Consider the following 17,291-nt stretch of genomic DNA (forward strand, 5'->3'; position numbering starts at 1 on the left):
TGACCAAAAGAACATCAGAGCCGCCTGCCTTTGAGCGGCTTCTTTTGTTTACAGGAATCGAAGCTCTTGATTCTGATGAAAGAAAAGATATGAGTTCGCTTTCGTCGCCCTAATCGTCCGGTTTGGCTGAACCAACAGGCATTTCCCTGGCAAGTTCCCCAACTTCTGCCTGAATATCTGCGAAATTCTTTGTCACAAGGTTTTCACCGAAAAAGAAATCATCCTGAGTGATCTCAAATACCGCAAAGGGAGGAGCAATGAATCTTGCCAGTTCACTTTCGGTGTCGAACTCGACCTTTACGGTGTTTAGACCCCACAGTTCCCCAAGATATACGTCGAACAGCATTACGGCCCCGTCGTATTCATGAAAATAACGATTCTTGCGAATCTCGTCGCCTTCAAACTGCTGAAAGTGTGTGTATTCCGTTTCGTTCAAATAAATCTCGGCGATCTTCCAAATACCGGCGTCGGATGATGCGACCGGAAATCTCTGTTGGATGATATGAGTCCATTCTTTGGTTTCCGGCAGACGTACCGACCGCAGCCTAAGCCTTGTGTTTGCTATGTAGTTATCGAAGATCTGAATGTGCGAACTTGCACGCGTTAATGGCTCCGGCAGAGCCTCGACCAGAAATGTTCGGTGCAATTCGGTGCGATAGCTTTTGTCCATAACCCTTAATTTAATTATACTTTTGCTTTTCACCAAATCAGGAGACCGATATGTATCGTACGACATTTTTGATTCTTATTGTTTCGTTCACTCTCGCGATCGCGGCAGCTTGTGGCGGAAGCGGGGATCCGGCCAACAAGCCCGTCGCCAATACCAACGCCAACATACCAGCGACTAATTCAAACAATCCGTTAGCCGTCTCGACACCGACTCCGGCCCAGGTTCAGAATGACGCACCAACTTTAGGACCGGTTTTCAAGGCATTTTGCGCTGCCGTGGAAAAGAAGGATGACGCAGCACTTCGCAAGGTGTATTCATCAGAGTCGTTGCGCGATGCTCAAAAGATAATGGACGAGGACGGGATATCGTCACTCGGGGAGTACTTTTCGCAAGATGGGACTTCAAGCGAGCTATGCGAAGTCAAGAACGAAACCATCAACGGTGACACCGGCACAGCTCAGGTGACCACGAAGAGCATGAAGAGTGTTGGCGTCGTATTCGTAAAAGAGGACGGACAATGGAAGGTCACAAATCGAGTTCCGGGCTTCGAAAGGAAGTGAGCACTGTCTAGATCAACGAGAAAAGGCGGCCAAAAAGCCGCCTTTTTCTGGTTCAACTAAACTCTAGCCTAATTTGATGTTCCTTTGGCTTCGTCGGTTTGGTAAGGCGGAAGTATTACCCTTGCAGCCTTTTCTCGTTTTAGCCCGAGAGCCCAATCCGCCTGCATGAGCGTGTGAATATCACGCGTTCCTTCATAGATCACCGCGGCCTTGCAGTTTCTGAGGTAACGTTCGACCGGATAGTCGTTCGTATATCCGTTCGCCCCGTGTACTTCGATCGCCATCGATGCTGCCTTTTCTGAACGAATCGTTGCCTGCCATTTCGCCAGACTCGCCGCCTTTGCTGACGGCTTACCCACATTCTTGAGGTAGCCGCATTTCAGCCAAAGAAGATGAGCCATCTCATAATCGGCTTCCATCTCTGCGATCTTTTGCTTGACGAGCTGGAAATTGGCGATCGTCTGTCCCTGCACCTCGCGTGTATTTGCATATGCTACAGAGGCATCCCGCGAGGCCTTGATCACGCCCGTTGCTCCCGCCGCGACCGTATAGCGGCCATTCTCGAGCGAGAACATCGCGATCTTGAAACCCTCACCCTCGTTACCGAGCATGTTCGCATGCGGAACGCGAACGTCCTGCAACGAGAAATAACCGGTATTGCCGGCTTTTATGCCAAGTTTGCCGTGAAGAGTTCCGCTCGAGAATCCTGGCATTGACCTTTCAACAATGAAACAAGATATCCCGGTATGATCGCGTACTTTTTGCTTCTCAGTGTCGGTCCAACAAAAGAACAGGAAATGATCGGCAACGTCGCCAAGCGATATCCACATCTTTTCCCCATTCAAGATCCAATCGTCACCGTCGCGGCGTGCGTAGCTTCGCATACCGACGACGTCCGAACCCGCGTTCGGCTCGGTCAATCCGAATGTCGCGAGCTTTTCGCCCTTTGCCTGCGGCACGAGGTACTTCTGCTTCTGCTCCTCGGTTCCCCAGGCGAGTAGGCTCATGCTGTTCAGCCCGACGTGGACGCTCATCGCGACCCGAAGGAACGTATCGCACGCCTCAAGCTCCTCGCAGACCAGCCCGAGCGAGATGTAATCAAACCCCGCTCCGCCGTATTCCTCCGGAATGCAGACGCCCATCAGCCCAAGCTCGGCCATCTTGTCAAAAACGCTCCGCTCAAAATGCGCTTTCTCGTCCCATTCCTTAATGTGCGGAGCAACCTCGCCCGCACAAAACTCACGAACAGTATTCCTCAACTGCTCCTGCTCTACTGTCAATTCAAAATCGATCACAATTGTTAAATGTCCCCTCTGATTGGTTTTAGTGTGATAAAATCGCTTCGCAAATTCAAACAAAAGCTTAGCACTTAAAAGATCATTAGGCGATTTAGTTGAGGGCATTTCCGCTAACAGACAATGCACAAACTTCTTATATTTCTGATTCTGATTCTCACGTCTTCAGTAAGTTTGTTTAGCCAGGACAATACCCCGCAGCCAGAAACGGGGCGGGTAATCAAAGTAGTTTCAGGCGACTTGATCGAAGTTCGTTCGCAAGGGCGAAAGTTGACAATCCGGTTGCACGGTATCGTAGCTCCAACTCAAGCTTATTCGGCGGAATCGCGAGAATCTCTTTCCAAACTCCTTCGAACTAGTACCGTTGAATTCGTTCGCATCCAAGAAAGCAGTGATGAAGTTCTGGCAAAGGTTTTCGTTGCAGGAGTCGATGCCGGCTATTCGCAGTTAGTAAGAGGTCAGGCCTGGCCTGCAACTAAAAAGGAAGAGACCGATAACGCCGACTATCGAGCAGCGATGGAAAATGCGCAACGGTCAAGCACGGGCCTATGGGGAGTCGGATTTATTTCCTGTGGTGAAGTTGAGATCGATAAAGCCGCACCGAAAGATATCTCGACGACAGACACGCCAAATTCCTCCTTCAGAATCTACGGAAAAGTGGACCTCGAAGTAGTAATTAATACTGACGGAAGTGTAAAGTCTGCTCGAGCACTTTGCGGCCATCCCCAATTGCAGACAGTAGCCGCGAAAGCGGCCCTTGCAGCAAAATTTGAAGGTGGAAGAGAGTATTTAATCAAGGGTAGATTGACCTACAACTTTAAGCCGAAGAATTGATTTTGATGACCGTTAAAATGAACCAAACTTACACTAAGGTAGTTTTAGTTTTATCGTTTGTCGCTTTCATGGCAGGCGTCCCTCAGCACCTCTTTTCCCAGAGTAAACAGGAAATGCCTGCCCTCCTTTCCCAGCGAGAGCAGATGGAGGTACGGGAGGGTTGGTTGCGGAAGCGGTTAGGGACGCTTTTGCCGGGGATGATGAAGCGGCATGGTATCGATATGTGGATCGTTGTGAATGAGGAATTTAACAGCGACCCCGTAACGCCGCACATCACGCCGCCGATACCGATAGTCGGCCGGCGGGATGTTTTCATCTTCATCGACCGCGGTGAAACGATCGAGCGGATCGCGATGGTCCGCTATGACGAGGAGCGGCTCAAGAACCATTACCGGATGGTGATGCCCGCCCGCGATAAATTTGGCGAGGAGCTGAAAAAGATCGTCGATGAGCGCGCGCCGAAAACGATCGCGCTCAACATCGGCGGCAGCCGCGGGCAGCAGAGCGGGCTTTCTTATGATTCCTACCGCTTCCTGGCGGGATCGCTCGGTGCCGAGAATGAAAAGAAGTTCATTTCGGCGGCCGATCTGCTCGTTGAGTTTTTTGACACGCGGCTGCCCGAGGAGCTTGAGCATTATCGCAACGCCGTCGCGGCTACCGAGTTGATCGCCCGCCGTGCTTTCTCAAATGAGGTGATAACGCCGGGCAAAACGACGGTCGGCGACGTTCGCTGGTGGATGCTTGAGCAGGTCAATAAGCTTGGGCTGACGGTTTGGTTCCAGCCCGATCTCCGCATCCAGCGGCAGAAGGCACAAACTGAAACGACCGGCCCTTTCCTGAGCACGGCAAGCGAAGCTGAGGTGATAATGCCAGGCGATCTCCTCCATGTTGATTTCGGCCTGAACTACATGGGACTCTCCACCGACTGGCAAAAGCACGCCTACGTATTGAAACCGGGCGAAAGCGCAGCACCTGCAGGTTTAACGGCGGCACTTAAGAACACAAACCGCCTTCACGACATCCTTTTCAGCATCGCTCGAGCAGGAATGACCGGAACCGAGGTCTACGAAAAAACGATGGCCGAAGCCAAGAAACAAGGCATCGAGGCGATGATCTATTCGCACCCGATCGGCACGCACGGCCACGGCCTCGGGCCCTCGATCGATTTTCGCGGCAACATCGGCGGCGGCGGGAACAAGGTCATCCTCGGCTCGTATATGTCCATCGAGCTCAACACCTCAACGCCGGTCGCCGAATGGGGCGGGCAAAAGGTCACAATGATGGCCGAAGACGACGCCGTAATGACCCCAACCGGATACGAGTTCATTCGACCGCGCCAGACCGAGATCTCCATTATAAAATAAAGATCCGAGGGTGTATCCGCTCTTAATGAATTGTCGCAAATATGAACGATCTCCGATCTGAAATGATCTCAGCGCAGAAGGCAATGAAGATCATCGCCCGTGAGGCGACCGGGCTCGGTCCGGAACGGATCGATCTTCACAATTCGGTCGGCCGCGTTCTTGCGGAGGATGTCGTTGCGGATACGGACATGCCACCGTTTGACCGGTCGCAGATGGATGGCTATGCGGTGGTTGCGGCTGATACTAAAGACGTTCCGGCGGTGCTGAAGCTGGTTGGCGAATCGGCCGCCGGCCGCGGCTGGAAGGGACGGCTTAAAGCCGGCGAGGCCGTCAGAATAATGACCGGAGCACCGCTGCCCGCTGGGGCTGATGCCGTGCAAAAGATCGAGCTCACGCGTGAAGCCGACGGCACCGTCATCATCGATAAGCCGACTGCAAAGGGCCGCTTTGTCGTCCCTAAGGGCAAAGAGGTCGCGAAGGGCAAGGTCGTGCTTCGCCGGGGTGAGCGGCTCACTGCATCCAATATTGCCGTTCCGGCCGCCTTCGGTTACGCAAAGTTGAAGGTTTCGAAGAGGCCGCGTGTCGCCATTCTCGCCACCGGGACGGAGATCGTGCCTATTGCAAAACGCCCGAAGCCCGACCAGATACGCAACTCCAACTCATTAATGCTCGCCACGCTTTGCCAGGCAGCAGGGGCCGAGACGGTCATTCGTCCGACGGTCGGCGACAAGCTTGCCGACCTGACCGCCGCCATCGCATCGGCCGCGAGATCCGCCGATCTAGTCATCACCACCGGTGGCGTTTCGGTTGGCAAATACGACCTGACAAAGGAAGCGATCGCCGGGCTCGGTGCGGAGATATTTTTCGAAAAAGTGAAGCTCAAGCCCGGCAAACCGACCGTTTTCGCACGGATGAAGAGGTCATATTTCTTCGGCCTTCCCGGCAATCCGGTCTCTGCCGCTGTTACGTTTCATCTCTTCGTCCGGCGGGCATTGATGCTCATGCAGTCCGCTTCAGCCATCGACCTGCCATCGGGCTTCGCTATCGTCGAGGGCGAGGCAAATGGCACCCGCGAACGCGATTCTTATCTCCCCGCTATCGTCGCGACCGACGCAAATGGCCGCCTGCTCGCGGTTCCGCTCCGCTGGCATGGCTCATCGGATTTCATTGGCTTTGCGAGTGCAGAAGCTCTTGTCCGCATTCCCGCCGGCGGTTCCCTCACCTCCGGCGAGGTGTGCGAAGTGCTTTTCCTCTGATACATTAGCGGTACCCACAACGAGCGAAACTATGAGCGAACTCTCGCATTTTGATGAAAGCGGACGCACCCGGATGGTCGATGTTTCCGGCAAGGAGCCAACGAAACGCGTCGCAGTCGCCTCGGGCCGCGTACTGCTCTCGCCGGAGACGGTCGCAAAGCTTCGCGCCAATGAAACGCCAAAGGGTGACCCGCTTGAGATCGCCAGAATTGCGGGAATAATGGCCGCAAAACGCACCTCCGAGCTTATTCCGCTCTGCCATCAGGTACCGCTTTCAAAGGTAAATATCGAGGCTCGGCTGACGGATTCGGGCATCGAACTTCGTGCCCAGGCCATCACAACTTCGCCGACCGGCGTCGAGATGGAAGCGCTCACAGCCGTTTCGATAGCAGCCCTGACCGTCTATGACATGTGCAAGGCCGTTCAGCGGGATATCGAGATAACGGACATCCGGCTCGAATCGAAGGCCGGCGGCAAACAAGACTACAACAGAAGCTAGATCACGGACCTAACCCGAAATTCCTTTTAACCGACCGAACTTTGCGGTAAACTGGCTCGTATACCAATCGGACGACCAAAGGAGTAATGAAAATGGAATATAAAGTTGCAAAAGACGCCGAACCTCAGTTCACACTGTTGTTGATCGCAACGCTGATCAGCATCGGGCTGTGGGTCGCTTCGTGGTTCTTACCGTTTGTGTCTTATCTCGTTTATCCACTGCAGCTGTTCGCGACATTCATACATGAAGGCGGCCACGTTCTTGCAACTTTGTTAACCGGAAATTCTGTACAAAGCCTGACCGTTTCGCCAGACACCAGCGGTGCGGTATGGTCACAGGGTTCGGGTTGGTTATCGCAGCTGTTTATATCCAGTTCGGGCTATTTAGGCACCACCGCTTTCGGTGCAGGACTTTTGGCCTGGAAGCGTTACGGGTTTTCATCCCGATACGCGTTGTACGGGTGTGCGGCGATCATCGCGGTTCTCACAGCTGGATTCGGGTTCATGGCCCCGATCCTTAATCTGTTCGCGACCGTCACGTTCGGCGGCATGTTGTTCACAGTCTTTTCCGGAGCTTTCATCGCTTCCGCGCTGGTCGCGATCGCAAAGTACGCAGAGATAAGGTGGGTAAATTTCGCGCTCGCGTTCATAGCGGTCCAAGTTTTACTTAATGCTGTCTTTAGCCTCGTAGACCTGTTTTTCATTTCTACGTTAACAAGCAGCCATTCTGATGCCGTGAACATGGCCGCCGCCACTGGCATTCCGGCCATGCTCTGGGTCGTTATATGGATCGTCATCTCGCTCGCTATGATCTCGGTCGGGTTGAGAATTTATACTGTTTCAAAGAGCTCTTCGACTGCAGAATCTCTTTTCGAGGATCAGTAGACAATGAACAATCTGCCGATCCTACTTTCGATCCTGACGCTCGTAGGGGTTGCGGCTGGACAGATCAAGTCGCCGCAACCACCGCCGGTCAAAACACCATTTGCCGAATCGCTTCAAGCCGTTGTTGTTACCTCTAAGGATTGGGAAGCGACGCAAGGCACAGCTCGGCTTTTTGAGCGGACCAACCCGCGGGCAAAATGGAAGTCGGTAGGCGATCAGTTCGCAGTGGTTGTCGGGCGTTCGGGCATGGCATGGGCGATCGATTCAGCACCTGAGAACATCACAGAATTCAAAAAGGAAGGCGACGGAAAAGCCCCAGCAGGGATGTTCCCGCTCACGTTCGTTTTTGGGTCGGCAACGAAACCGGAACAACTAGAATTCCCGTACACAAAGATCGAGCAGTTCACCGAGTGTGTCGACGACCCGAAATCGACCCACTACAACAAGATCGTCGATCGAATGAAGGTTGGGATCTTCGATTGGAAAAGTTCTGAGAAGATGCTCGAGGTCGGCGAAGAATACGGCCTCGGGGTCTTTGTGGCCTACAACTCTTTCCCGGTGCGTCCTGAGAACGGTTCTTGTATATTCCTTCACGTGTGGAAAGATGCCTCGACCCCGACTGCCGGATGTACGGCCATGGAACGCCTCGATCTTGAGCGATTAATAACGTGGCTCGACGCGTCAAAGACCCCTTACCTAGTCCAAATGCCTGACGGTGAACTCAAAAAGTTTCGAAATAAATGGAAACTGCCGAAAATCTGAAGACTCTTGCCGAAATGCCGATCGGCGGCCGGCTCGTTGTTCGATCACGAAAGGATTGGCGCTTTGCTTCGATCGCATGCATTTCTGAGGGCACCGTTACGATCTCGGTCGCTTCGGCATCTGGACGCACATATCGCATTCGCCGAAACACCGACACCGAGATCGTAGTCGAAGGCCTGATCCCTTTGCTTTTGGCCGACGAATCTGACCACTGGCTTGACAACTTTTCGGTCTACGACTCACGCTGGTAATCGCCCGCTGGCCCGCGCTTCCTGCAGCCCCCTCGATTTGCTATCATTGAAGTTTGCCTGATACACAGGTTTCGCAACAATGCCGGCTGTAAAACAAATCGAAGAGGCGATCGTTGTCCGCGGCGCACGCGTTCACAATCTCAAGAACATTTCGGTATCGCTGCCGCACAACAAGCTGACCGTGATCACGGGTGTTTCCGGCTCGGGCAAATCGAGCCTCGCATTCGATACGATCTATGCCGAGGGCCAGCGCCGTTACGTTGAATCGCTCTCGGCCTACGCACGTCAATTCCTCGAGCGGATGGATAAGCCTGACGTCGACGAGATCACCGGCATCGCTCCAGCGATCGCGATCCGACAAAAGAACTCAACCCGTAATCCACGCTCGACGGTTGCGACACAAACCGAGATCTACGATTATTTGGGGCTGCTCTATGCGCGTGCAGGCCAGACGATCTGCCACGTCTGCGGTCGCGAAGTAAAGAAGGACTCCCCAGAGTCTGCTGCCGATGAGATCTTAGATACTCTTGCCGAGGGAACGAGATTTTATGTTCTCTTTCCAATACTTCAGGGAATCTCCGGTAAAACTGAAAAAACCAAGGGTCGGTCAAAACCCAAAGCATCTGCGAGTGACCTAAGTGTATCTGCGTTTCTTATATCCCTTCTTCAGCAAGGATTTTCGCGCTTGTTCCGAAACGGCGAAACGATCGAACTTCAGAGGCCCGAGGACTATTGTTTCGACGACTTTGAAGACACATTTGTACTTATCGACCGTCTAAAGGCCTCGTCGGATATTCGCCAGCGCCTTGTTGACTCGCTCGAGACATGTTTCCGCGAAGGCCACGCTGCGATCATACGATCAGGTGGTGCGTTGACCGGAGATTCGACAAAAATTGGCCCTGGAAAAACGAGTGATAGACCCGTAATAGAGATCCTCAATTATTCGGACCGATTCATCTGCAAATACGACGGTACCGAATACGAAATTCCTGAACCACAGCTTTTCAGCTTCAATTCGCCAGTTGGTGCTTGCCCTACATGCCAGGGATTTGGAAACACGATCGGTGTTGACTATGGGTTGGTCATTCCAAACCCCTTGTTCTCTTTGAAAGACGGGGCGATCGAGCCTTTCACAAGACCACAACACGCATGGGCGCAGAAAGAACTCCTTAAATACGCATCGTCAGCGAACATAGATACGCGGATACCTTTTGCCGATCTTCCTGACTTTCAACAGAACTGCATTATTTATGGAGATGAAGGCTGGCGCGGGATCAAGGGCTTCTTTCAGTGGCTGGAAACCAAGAAATATAAGCTCCACGTAAGGGTGTTCCTTGCAAAGTATCGTGGATATACGAGGTGTCCGGACTGCAACGGTGCCCGTTTGCGGCACGAGGCTCGCGATGTAAAGATCGGCGGGCGTTCACTGCCAGAGATCCTCAACCTTTCGATCGATGATGCATTCCGTTATTTCAATGAACTCACGCTCACGGAAGAACAGGCGAAGATAGCAGAAAAGCTCCTATTGGAGGTCCGACGTCGACTCGAGTTTCTTGTGAACGTCGGGCTTGAGTATTTATCTCTTGATCGCCTGGCAGCAACGTTGTCAGGCGGTGAAGCGCAGCGCATTCAGCTTGCTACAAATCTTGGATCACTTCTCGTCGGAACGCTTTACGTGCTCGATGAACCTAGTATCGGCCTTCACCCACGCGACAACGGACGGCTGATTTCTATTCTTAAGGATCTGCGTGACATCGGAAACACCGTTTTGGTCGTCGAACACGACGAAGAGACGATCCGTGCAGCCGATCATATAATCGATATTGGTATCTACGCAGGTGAACACGGTGGCGAACTTGTTTTTGAGGGAACGCTTCCAAGGCTCCTTAAGAATTCAGATTCGCTTACCGCGAGATACCTTAGGGGCGACGCTGAGATCAAGATTCCAAAAACACGAATGAAAGCGGAAAAGGGAAAGATCCGCATCGAGGGTGCCCGAGAGCACAACCTTAGGGATGTAACGGTCGATTTCCCGCTTGGAATGTTGGTCGCGGTCACAGGAGTTTCGGGTTCGGGCAAGTCCACGCTTGTGCATGATGTACTTTTCGCCGGGATCAAAAAGCAGCGAGGTGAATGGAATTCGCACGTCGGACTTTTTCGAGATATCACGGGGCATGAACTGATCGACGATATAGTCTTGGTCGACCAATCGCCGATCGGCCGAACGCCCCGTTCCAATCCGGTTACCTATATCAAGGCATACGATGCGATCCGCGATGTCTTTGCCGGAACTCAGTCGGCTAAGACCAAGGGGTATAATTCGTCACATTTTTCTTTCAATGTGCCAGGCGGACGGTGCGAAATATGTCAGGGCAGCGGTACCGTTACCGTAGAGATGCAGTTTTTAGCGGATGTTGAACTGACATGTGAGGTGTGTCGCGGAACAAGATTCAAGGAAGAGATTCTCAACATAAAATACAAGGGAAAGAGCATAGCTGAGGCTCTAGAACTTACCGTCCGCGAAGCGATCCACTTTTTCAAGGAAGTCAATAAACTCGTTTCACGACTAAAGGTACTCGAGGCCGTTGGGCTCGGTTACTTGAGGCTCGGGCAATCGGCCACGACCCTCAGCGGCGGCGAAGCTCAACGCGTGAAGCTCGCATCGTACCTTTCGCAAAAGACCAATTCGAAGACTCTCTTCGTCTTTGACGAGCCGACAACCGGACTTCATTTCGATGACATAAACAAACTGCTTGCCGCATTTCGGGCGTTGCTGGAAGCCGGCGCGAGCATTATTGTGATCGAGCACAACATGGATGTCATCAAAACCGCGGACTACGTGATCGACCTCGGACCCGAAGGCGGCGTCGGCGGTGGTCAGATCGTCGCGGTCGGAACTCCTGAAGAGATAGCGGGTGTTCCGTCGTCACACACCGGACAATTCCTCAGCGGTATCCTGAGATAAAGTGACCGCGTAGGTCCATCAATCGTCGCCAAACTTCGCTCTCCATATCGGAGCGATCTGTTCGAGAACTTTACAATCGCAATAGCCGCCGTTTCTCGTTAGCCAGTTGGTCAACTTACCAAAATCGAGACCGTTATCCATCATGAATTTCATCGAATGCTGTAGACTGTGATTGCATTCTGATTCGTAAAGTTCGTCTTCGACATGATCGAGCAGTCCGCTTATCGAATCTTGACGGGCCGGCATCGCCGCCAGAAACTCCGACAGTTCGTCGCCGGAAAGTTGTTCGAGATTATCGATCTCGCGCTTTCGTAAAATTGCCATTGTTAGAATTCTGCTTCAGACAGTCTCAACATTTCAGCCCTTTCCGCCTCTTCGCGTTCCTTTTGTTTCACGCCCTCCCTGCCGTCGTATGCAATGAACTTCGGAAGCAATATTGCCGCACCGACGACCGAAACAACACACAGGAGGCCGCCAGAGATCAGTGCCCCCTTCACACCAAATCTTTCGGCAACGATTCCCATCTTGGCGCTTCCGAGCATCGGACCTGTCAAATAGCTTATCATCTCGATGCTTGCCAAGCGCCCGCGAAGATGGTTTGGGATGGTTTGGTTCCAGATCGCACCTCTGAAGATCCCCGATATCATGTCAAAAAAACCAGCCGCGGCGAGAAAGAGCAGTGCGATGACGACGCTGTCCGAAAAACCGAAACCGACGATCGCCGCACCCCAAAGCACCGCTGCCCCTGTCACCATCACGCCATGCCGATGAACTGTCTTGGTCCAGCCTGAAGTGACACTCGCGAGCAACGCACCCGCGGCGATGGCAGCGGGAAAAAACCCGACATACTGTTCACCGAAATAGACAGCGAGCGCCGGATAAAGGGCCTGCGGCATTGCGAAGAACATCGCCGCAATGTCGATAAAATATGTTCCTAAGAGTTCCTTTCTGCTAAAGGCATATTTCCACGCGTTTTTGATCGACCTCAAGCTGGGTCTTTCGGCGTTTTCAGGGGATTCCACCGCGGAGATCGCGTATACTGCGTAGATCGTTCCGCCAAACGAAACCAGATCAAGTGCATATGCGAACGATGGCCCGAGTTTCACGGCGATCAACCCCGCGATCGCAGGGCTAATGATCGCACCGATACTCCATCTGATCGAATTGAGAGCCATGACCGCAGACATCAAATCTGGCGGGATGACCTTTTGGATGAATGATTCGAACGCAGGCCTTTGAATTGCGGCCAACCCCGCTTGTAGTGCGACACAAAGAAACAAAACCCAGATCCGAGGATTCGATGAAAGCGAATTGATAAGCAAAATCGCAGAAGCCAAACCTTGTCCGAATTCTGTGAGTCGCAAAAGACGGCGTTTATCGAAATAGTCGGCGAGTGCCCCGCCGACGAACGCCAGGATCACCATCGGAACAAACTCAGCAAGATAGATATAGCCAACCATTGCCGATGAACCCGTTAGCTGATACATCTGCCACGGGACGACGATAAACGTCATCATCGAGCCGAAGAACGAGATCAGTTGGCCGAAAAAAAGGAGTCGGTAGTCACGAGAGACCCTGAGTGGTGATAGGTCGAGCAGCATCGGGTTGACAATGCACGAATCTGTGCAACGGAAAACCTGCCGCAGCCCAAATGGCTAGGTTCCGTGGATCTTCAATTTGAATTCGTCATTGGAGGTGTAGACTTCTGCCCGCTTTCCGGAGATACGCTCGGATTGCTTGAGGACCATCGGCAGGCCGCCTCGGGGAACATTGGCTCCGTACTCACGACGTGCGAATACCGATGAAATCTGTGGATTCAAACGCTGCGTTATACCGAATCTGATCGCGCGAGAAGCCGGCGGGACGAATCCGTTGGTCCGCCTGCCGTTTACGAATTCAATCGAACTTTCATATATATTGATCCGCGTCAGCACATCGCGAAGCACAAAATCGCGGTGAACCAACAAGTTAGCGATGGCCTCGCGAACAGCATAGACATGAAAGTTTGAACGTGCCTTGACCGGAGAATCAACGTCTGAAACGGATCGTTTTGGCTTGTCCTTGACGAGATCGCAGTAGCGCTGCACAAACGCGAGGATTCCTTCAAATTGATGAAGCAGGTTGCCGCGGATCTCTTGGCGCTCTACGAGTTGTGCATTCCCATTATCGCCCGAGTAACGTGCGATGAATACAACCGATCGCGGAAACATAGCCTCGATTCGGTCGGCCTTGCCGAACAGCACGAGCGCGGCAACGGTCGGAAAGAACTCATCGGAGTTTCCAGCCGCCATTAGCAGGTCCTTCTTAATAAATTCCTTAGTATCGTAAAGGTTTGATACAGGATTGAAGTCATCAAAACCGCGAGCGAATGTCCAAAGTAATCCGTCGTCAAAATCGTCTTCATTCGCGGTAAAAAGAGGAATGTTTTCGTATCCGAGCGGTCTTATCTCGTCCAGCCACATCGACAGCTGTTCCCTTGAAACTTCCCGCTTCTCGGAGCCGAACCGCATATAAAAGCGGCCGTCACGTGTACGATAGGGACGACGCTTTGCCTCGACATCAAGTGCGACGATTCGCTTACCGCTGTCAAATGCAATGCAGTCGATCAACGGAACGATAGGAGGGACGATCTCGTCGCGACATATTCGATTGATCTCTTGTTGAACATCCTCAGGATTACTCACACCTTCAATGCGTAGTTGATCATTCACACCAAAGATGATGGTTCCGCCGTCAGTATTCGCTAAAGCTACAATGCCCTGAGTGATCCTTTCCGGATTCGAAAGCTTTACTTTGAGTTCGAGGTAAGTGTCCTCACCGCCACGGATCAGTCGAAGCAATTCGGTCCGTGTCGTTATCTGTGCGGATTGGTTGTGAAGGTACTCCTGATGAGAACGCTCGGCGGGGGTGTCAAACCTCGGACTGTGTCGGAATCGTCTTCGCGGCATAAGTACCGGCGTGAATATTTTTGTCTAGACGGACCACACCCAGTATCCGCCCGAATGCCCCGGTTCAGGTGCATTTCTGGATTTCCCCCATCGGGGCTGTCTACTATTGAACCATTTCGCCTGTAAAATGTAAAAGTATCAGCAAACGCTCGGTAACATTCATGAATGGTACCGACACGATCGTCCCGTCTTAGACTTGAGATCGGCAAATATCAACTTTCGATTAGGCGGGGGATCGAGCCTCCTTAATCTCTAAATGCAAGAAAAATAGAAGCATATTTCAATGAAGTAAGCCTCAGAACGGACTGCTTTTGGTTTCCAACAGCGTTTCAGGTCCAAGATCGGGCGATTCTGATCGTTAAAAAGAATGGCTGCCGAGTGGTCCACCAGTCAAATTTTCGCCAGGCGACGTTACACCGCCTGATCGCAAATCATTTGTTTTTCCATTGGGCTTTAGGTTAATGTTTGGATATTGAACCGCTTCGCAAAGAAAACTGACATTACGTATTCGGTCATATGAGTCGGACGCATCGCTTGCGCCGATCTGACCTTTGGTTGGACCAAGCTTCGTCGAAGCCATCTTCGGCGAGGCTATTCGTTCATTAGGTAGTGATAAACGGTCCGATTCCGTGCTCGACGTCGAAGGTGAATGGCTCGAAGGTGGAGTGTTAGCGGCCAAGAATCGATAATTGTGCGATCTGAAACAATAACAGCGTATGTGGGTCTGGGCTCGAACGTAGGCGACCGAGCGGGCAATTTGGTATACGCAATTCGTGGTTTGCTGGAAGCGAGCTTTGAACTGATCAAATTGTCCGGGGTCTATGAGACGGAACCAATTGAGATCGAAAACGCGCCGCCATTCCTCAATATGGTCGCCGAAATCCGAGCTACAGGTGTCACACCGTCTCAAATGATGGCGCGGATGCTAAGGATCGAGTACCTTTTGGGCCGAAAGGAGAAGTCACTAAAAAAACCAAGAACTATCGATCTTGACCTCTTGTTCTTTGGCGATCATCGAATCGATACGCCGTTCTTGACGGTCCCGCATCCCCGGGCTCATATTCGGAATTTCGTCCTTGTCCCGATGGCCGAGATCGCTCCTTATTTCGTACATCCATCACTGAACAAAACGATCGATTGCCTTTTAACTGAATCGGTTGATGATTCGTCCGTAATTCGATGGAGTCCCGTGGCAAATTCGGTCGATGCGATACTGCAGAACGGCTAGACTTGCTAGCCCCAAAGTTCTAGACTCTACTTGCATTTATGGCCTATCTCAAACCAGATAAACCCGAAAAGGTATATGTACCGGCTTTGCGGGCAGCAAAGGAGAAAGGGGAGAAACTAGTTTGTCTCACCGCCTACGATTACCCGACCGCGCGCATCGTCGACGAAGCGGGCGTCGATATGATCCTTGTCGGTGACAGTATGGGTAACGTGATCCATGGTTATGGCAATACGATCCCGGTGACTTTGGACGAAATACTCTCTGCGACGAAAGCGGTCAAGCGAGGCTCAAACCGTGCACTTATAATCGCCGACATGCCATACGGCAGCTATCATACTGGTGATAACAAGGCGGTACGAAATGCATTGAAATTGATGAAATACGGCGGAGCCGAGGCCGTAAAGCTCGAAGGAGGCCGCAATCGGATCGATCTCGTCAAACGTTTGGTAGACGAAGAGATACCGGTAATGGCTCACATCGGACTAACGCCGCAATCGGTCCACAAGATGGGCGGCTACCGCGTTCAGGCAAAAACGGCCGATGCCGCTAAGGTGTTGATCGAAGATGCGAAGCTGCTCGAAGAGGCCGGAGCATTTGCGATCGTGCTCGAGTTAGTTCCGCGCGAAGTTGCCGAGATCGTGACCGACGAACTTTCGATATCGACAGTCGGCATCGGTGCGGGCAGTTCATGTGATGTGCAGGTACTGGTCCTTCACGATCTGATCGGATTTACATTCGGACGTCAGCCGCGATTCGTCCGTCAATATGCCAATGTTAGTCAGGTGATCACCGATGCGATCACGAAATGGATGGCAGATGTACGCGGTGGCTCGTATCCGGCAGAAGCCGAATCGTACGCAATGCCCGAAGACGTTGACCTTTCGAATTTGTGACGCTTACGATCGCTTCAATTGAATGGAGATAATCAACCGCCGTCAACGAATGTTCTCGATCGCGCGAAAGCTCCGACGCGAGCATAAAACCGTTGGATTTGTGCCGACGATGGGTGCACTTCACGAAGGGCATCTTTCGCTGGTTCGGGAGGCAAGGCAGATTTCGGATGTGGTCATCGTATCGATCTTTGTTAATCCGACACAGTTCAACGATAAAGTTGACCTCGAACGCTACCCCCGCGACCTGGCAGCGGATGCCGCGCTGTTGGCCGACCACGGTGTCGATTATATTTTCGCCCCGGAGGCATCTGAACTATACCCTCCGGACTTCTCTACGTATGTTTATGTTGAGGGACTGTCTGAGAGTCTGGAAGGCGCATCTCGTCCAGGTCATTTCCGCGGTGTCGCTACCATCGTCACGATCTTATTGAACACGGTGAGACCAGACTTCGCGGTATTTGGTCAAAAGGATGCACAACAACTTGCCATTATTCGGCGTCTGAACCGAGATCTCGGATTCGAAACCGAGATCGCTGCGGTTCCGACCGTTCGCGAAGAATCAGGTCTTGCGATGTCGTCTCGCAACCGGCTCTTGACCGAGGAAGAACGCGAAAGAGCATCAGTGATCTATCGTTCGCTGCGGGACGCAAAAACCGCCTTCAAGCAAGGTGAACGAATTGCTTCAAAGCTCGTCGATTTGGTCAACACCACACTCTCTTCAGAATCTCTTGCAAATGTAGAATACGTCGCAGCCGTTGACTCAGAATCCCTGGAACCAATTGAAAAGATTGATGATAGAGAAGCCCTCATCGCCGTTGCGGTCCGTTTCGGGAGTGTGAGGTTGATCGACAACGTTGTCTTGAACCGAAGACAGTAGATTGG

17 protein-coding genes are annotated in these 17,291 nt (G+C 52.2%); 12 read left to right on the plus strand and 5 right to left on the minus strand.

The window, feature by feature from the left end:
• Nucleotides 1-109 precede the first annotated feature (109 nt).
• On the minus strand, nt 110-670 hold the full coding sequence (locus IPM28_06725) for a hypothetical protein (GenBank protein MBK9172686.1): 561 nt from the start codon (nt 668-670) through the stop codon (nt 110-112).
• Nucleotides 671-720: 50 nt separating this feature from the next.
• Here IPM28_06725 and IPM28_06730 point away from each other — a divergent pair, with 50 nt between their 5' ends.
• Nucleotides 721-1,230, plus strand: coding sequence for a DUF4878 domain-containing protein (locus IPM28_06730; protein ID MBK9172687.1), 510 nt, complete (start codon nt 721-723; stop codon nt 1,228-1,230).
• Nucleotides 1,231-1,298: 68 nt separating this feature from the next.
• On the opposite strand, the gene IPM28_06735 is transcribed toward IPM28_06730, so the two are convergent.
• Entirely contained in the window at nt 1,299-2,525 is a 1,227-nt protein-coding gene (locus tag IPM28_06735) for an acyl-CoA dehydrogenase family protein (GenBank protein MBK9172688.1), read from the minus strand.
• Between the two features lie 123 nt (nt 2,526-2,648).
• Here IPM28_06735 and IPM28_06740 point away from each other — a divergent pair, with 123 nt between their 5' ends.
• From IPM28_06740 to uvrA, 8 genes are all read left to right on the plus strand, one after another.
• Nucleotides 2,649-3,359, plus strand: a complete 711-nt coding sequence (locus IPM28_06740) for a thermonuclease family protein (protein ID MBK9172689.1) — start codon at nt 2,649-2,651, stop codon at nt 3,357-3,359.
• Between the two features lie 143 nt (nt 3,360-3,502).
• Nucleotides 3,503-4,723, plus strand: a complete 1,221-nt coding sequence (locus IPM28_06745; protein ID MBK9172690.1) for an aminopeptidase P family protein — start codon at nt 3,503-3,505, stop codon at nt 4,721-4,723.
• Nucleotides 4,724-4,764: 41 nt separating this feature from the next.
• On the plus strand, nt 4,765-5,979 hold the full coding sequence (locus IPM28_06750) for a molybdopterin molybdotransferase MoeA (GenBank protein MBK9172691.1): 1,215 nt from the start codon (nt 4,765-4,767) through the stop codon (nt 5,977-5,979).
• Between the two features lie 31 nt (nt 5,980-6,010).
• Entirely contained in the window at nt 6,011-6,478 is a 468-nt protein-coding gene (gene moaC / locus IPM28_06755) for a cyclic pyranopterin monophosphate synthase MoaC (GenBank protein ID MBK9172692.1), read from the plus strand.
• Between the two features lie 92 nt (nt 6,479-6,570).
• The gene (locus IPM28_06760) at nt 6,571-7,362 is read left to right on the plus strand and encodes a M50 family metallopeptidase (GenBank protein ID MBK9172693.1); all 792 of its coding nucleotides are present in this window, start codon (nt 6,571-6,573) and stop codon (nt 7,360-7,362) included.
• 3 nt (nt 7,363-7,365) lie between these two features.
• Nucleotides 7,366-8,124, plus strand: a complete 759-nt coding sequence (locus IPM28_06765) for a L,D-transpeptidase family protein (GenBank protein ID MBK9172694.1) — start codon at nt 7,366-7,368, stop codon at nt 8,122-8,124.
• The gene (locus IPM28_06770) at nt 8,103-8,375 is read left to right on the plus strand and encodes a hypothetical protein (protein MBK9172695.1); all 273 of its coding nucleotides are present in this window, start codon (nt 8,103-8,105) and stop codon (nt 8,373-8,375) included. The genes IPM28_06765 and IPM28_06770 overlap by 22 nt, the downstream gene beginning before the upstream one ends.
• Before the next feature lie 79 nt (nt 8,376-8,454).
• A complete protein-coding gene (uvrA, locus tag IPM28_06775; GenBank protein ID MBK9172696.1) occupies nt 8,455-11,340 on the plus strand; it encodes an excinuclease ABC subunit UvrA in 2,886 nt (961 codons plus the stop codon).
• An 18-nt stretch (nt 11,341-11,358) separates the two neighbouring features.
• Here the strand turns inward: uvrA and IPM28_06780 are convergent, their stop codons facing one another.
• The 3 genes from IPM28_06780 to IPM28_06790 are packed head-to-tail and all read right to left on the minus strand — an operon-like array spanning nt 11,359 to nt 14,288.
• Nucleotides 11,359-11,664 (minus strand): DUF2695 domain-containing protein, encoded by a 306-nt coding sequence (locus tag IPM28_06780; protein ID MBK9172697.1) that lies wholly within the window; start codon nt 11,662-11,664, stop codon nt 11,359-11,361.
• Nucleotides 11,665-11,666: 2 nt separating this feature from the next.
• The gene (locus IPM28_06785) at nt 11,667-12,941 is read right to left on the minus strand and encodes an MFS transporter (protein ID MBK9172698.1); all 1,275 of its coding nucleotides are present in this window, start codon (nt 12,939-12,941) and stop codon (nt 11,667-11,669) included.
• Nucleotides 12,942-12,995: 54 nt separating this feature from the next.
• Nucleotides 12,996-14,288: a putative DNA binding domain-containing protein gene (locus IPM28_06790; GenBank protein MBK9172699.1), complete on the minus strand. Its 1,293-nt coding sequence runs from the start codon at nt 14,286-14,288 to the stop codon at nt 12,996-12,998.
• Between the two features lie 706 nt (nt 14,289-14,994).
• On the opposite strand from IPM28_06790, the gene folK reads away from it, so the two are divergent.
• Genes folK through IPM28_06805 form a run of 3 tightly spaced genes read left to right on the plus strand, consistent with a single transcriptional unit; the run spans nt 14,995 to nt 17,286 of the window.
• Nucleotides 14,995-15,516 carry a 2-amino-4-hydroxy-6-hydroxymethyldihydropteridine diphosphokinase gene (gene folK, locus IPM28_06795; protein ID MBK9172700.1) on the plus strand — a complete coding sequence of 174 codons (522 nt, stop codon included), beginning with the start codon at nt 14,995-14,997 and terminating at the stop codon, nt 15,514-15,516.
• A gap of 38 nt (nt 15,517-15,554) precedes the next feature.
• Nucleotides 15,555-16,409 (plus strand): 3-methyl-2-oxobutanoate hydroxymethyltransferase, encoded by an 855-nt coding sequence (gene panB, locus IPM28_06800; protein ID MBK9172701.1) that lies wholly within the window; start codon nt 15,555-15,557, stop codon nt 16,407-16,409.
• 22 nt (nt 16,410-16,431) lie between these two features.
• Nucleotides 16,432-17,286 (plus strand): pantoate--beta-alanine ligase, encoded by an 855-nt coding sequence (locus tag IPM28_06805; GenBank protein ID MBK9172702.1) that lies wholly within the window; start codon nt 16,432-16,434, stop codon nt 17,284-17,286.
• Nucleotides 17,287-17,291 lie beyond the last annotated feature (5 nt).

It is taken from the genome of Chloracidobacterium sp. (assembly GCA_016716305.1).
GTDB lineage: Bacteria > Acidobacteriota > Blastocatellia > Pyrinomonadales > Pyrinomonadaceae > OLB17.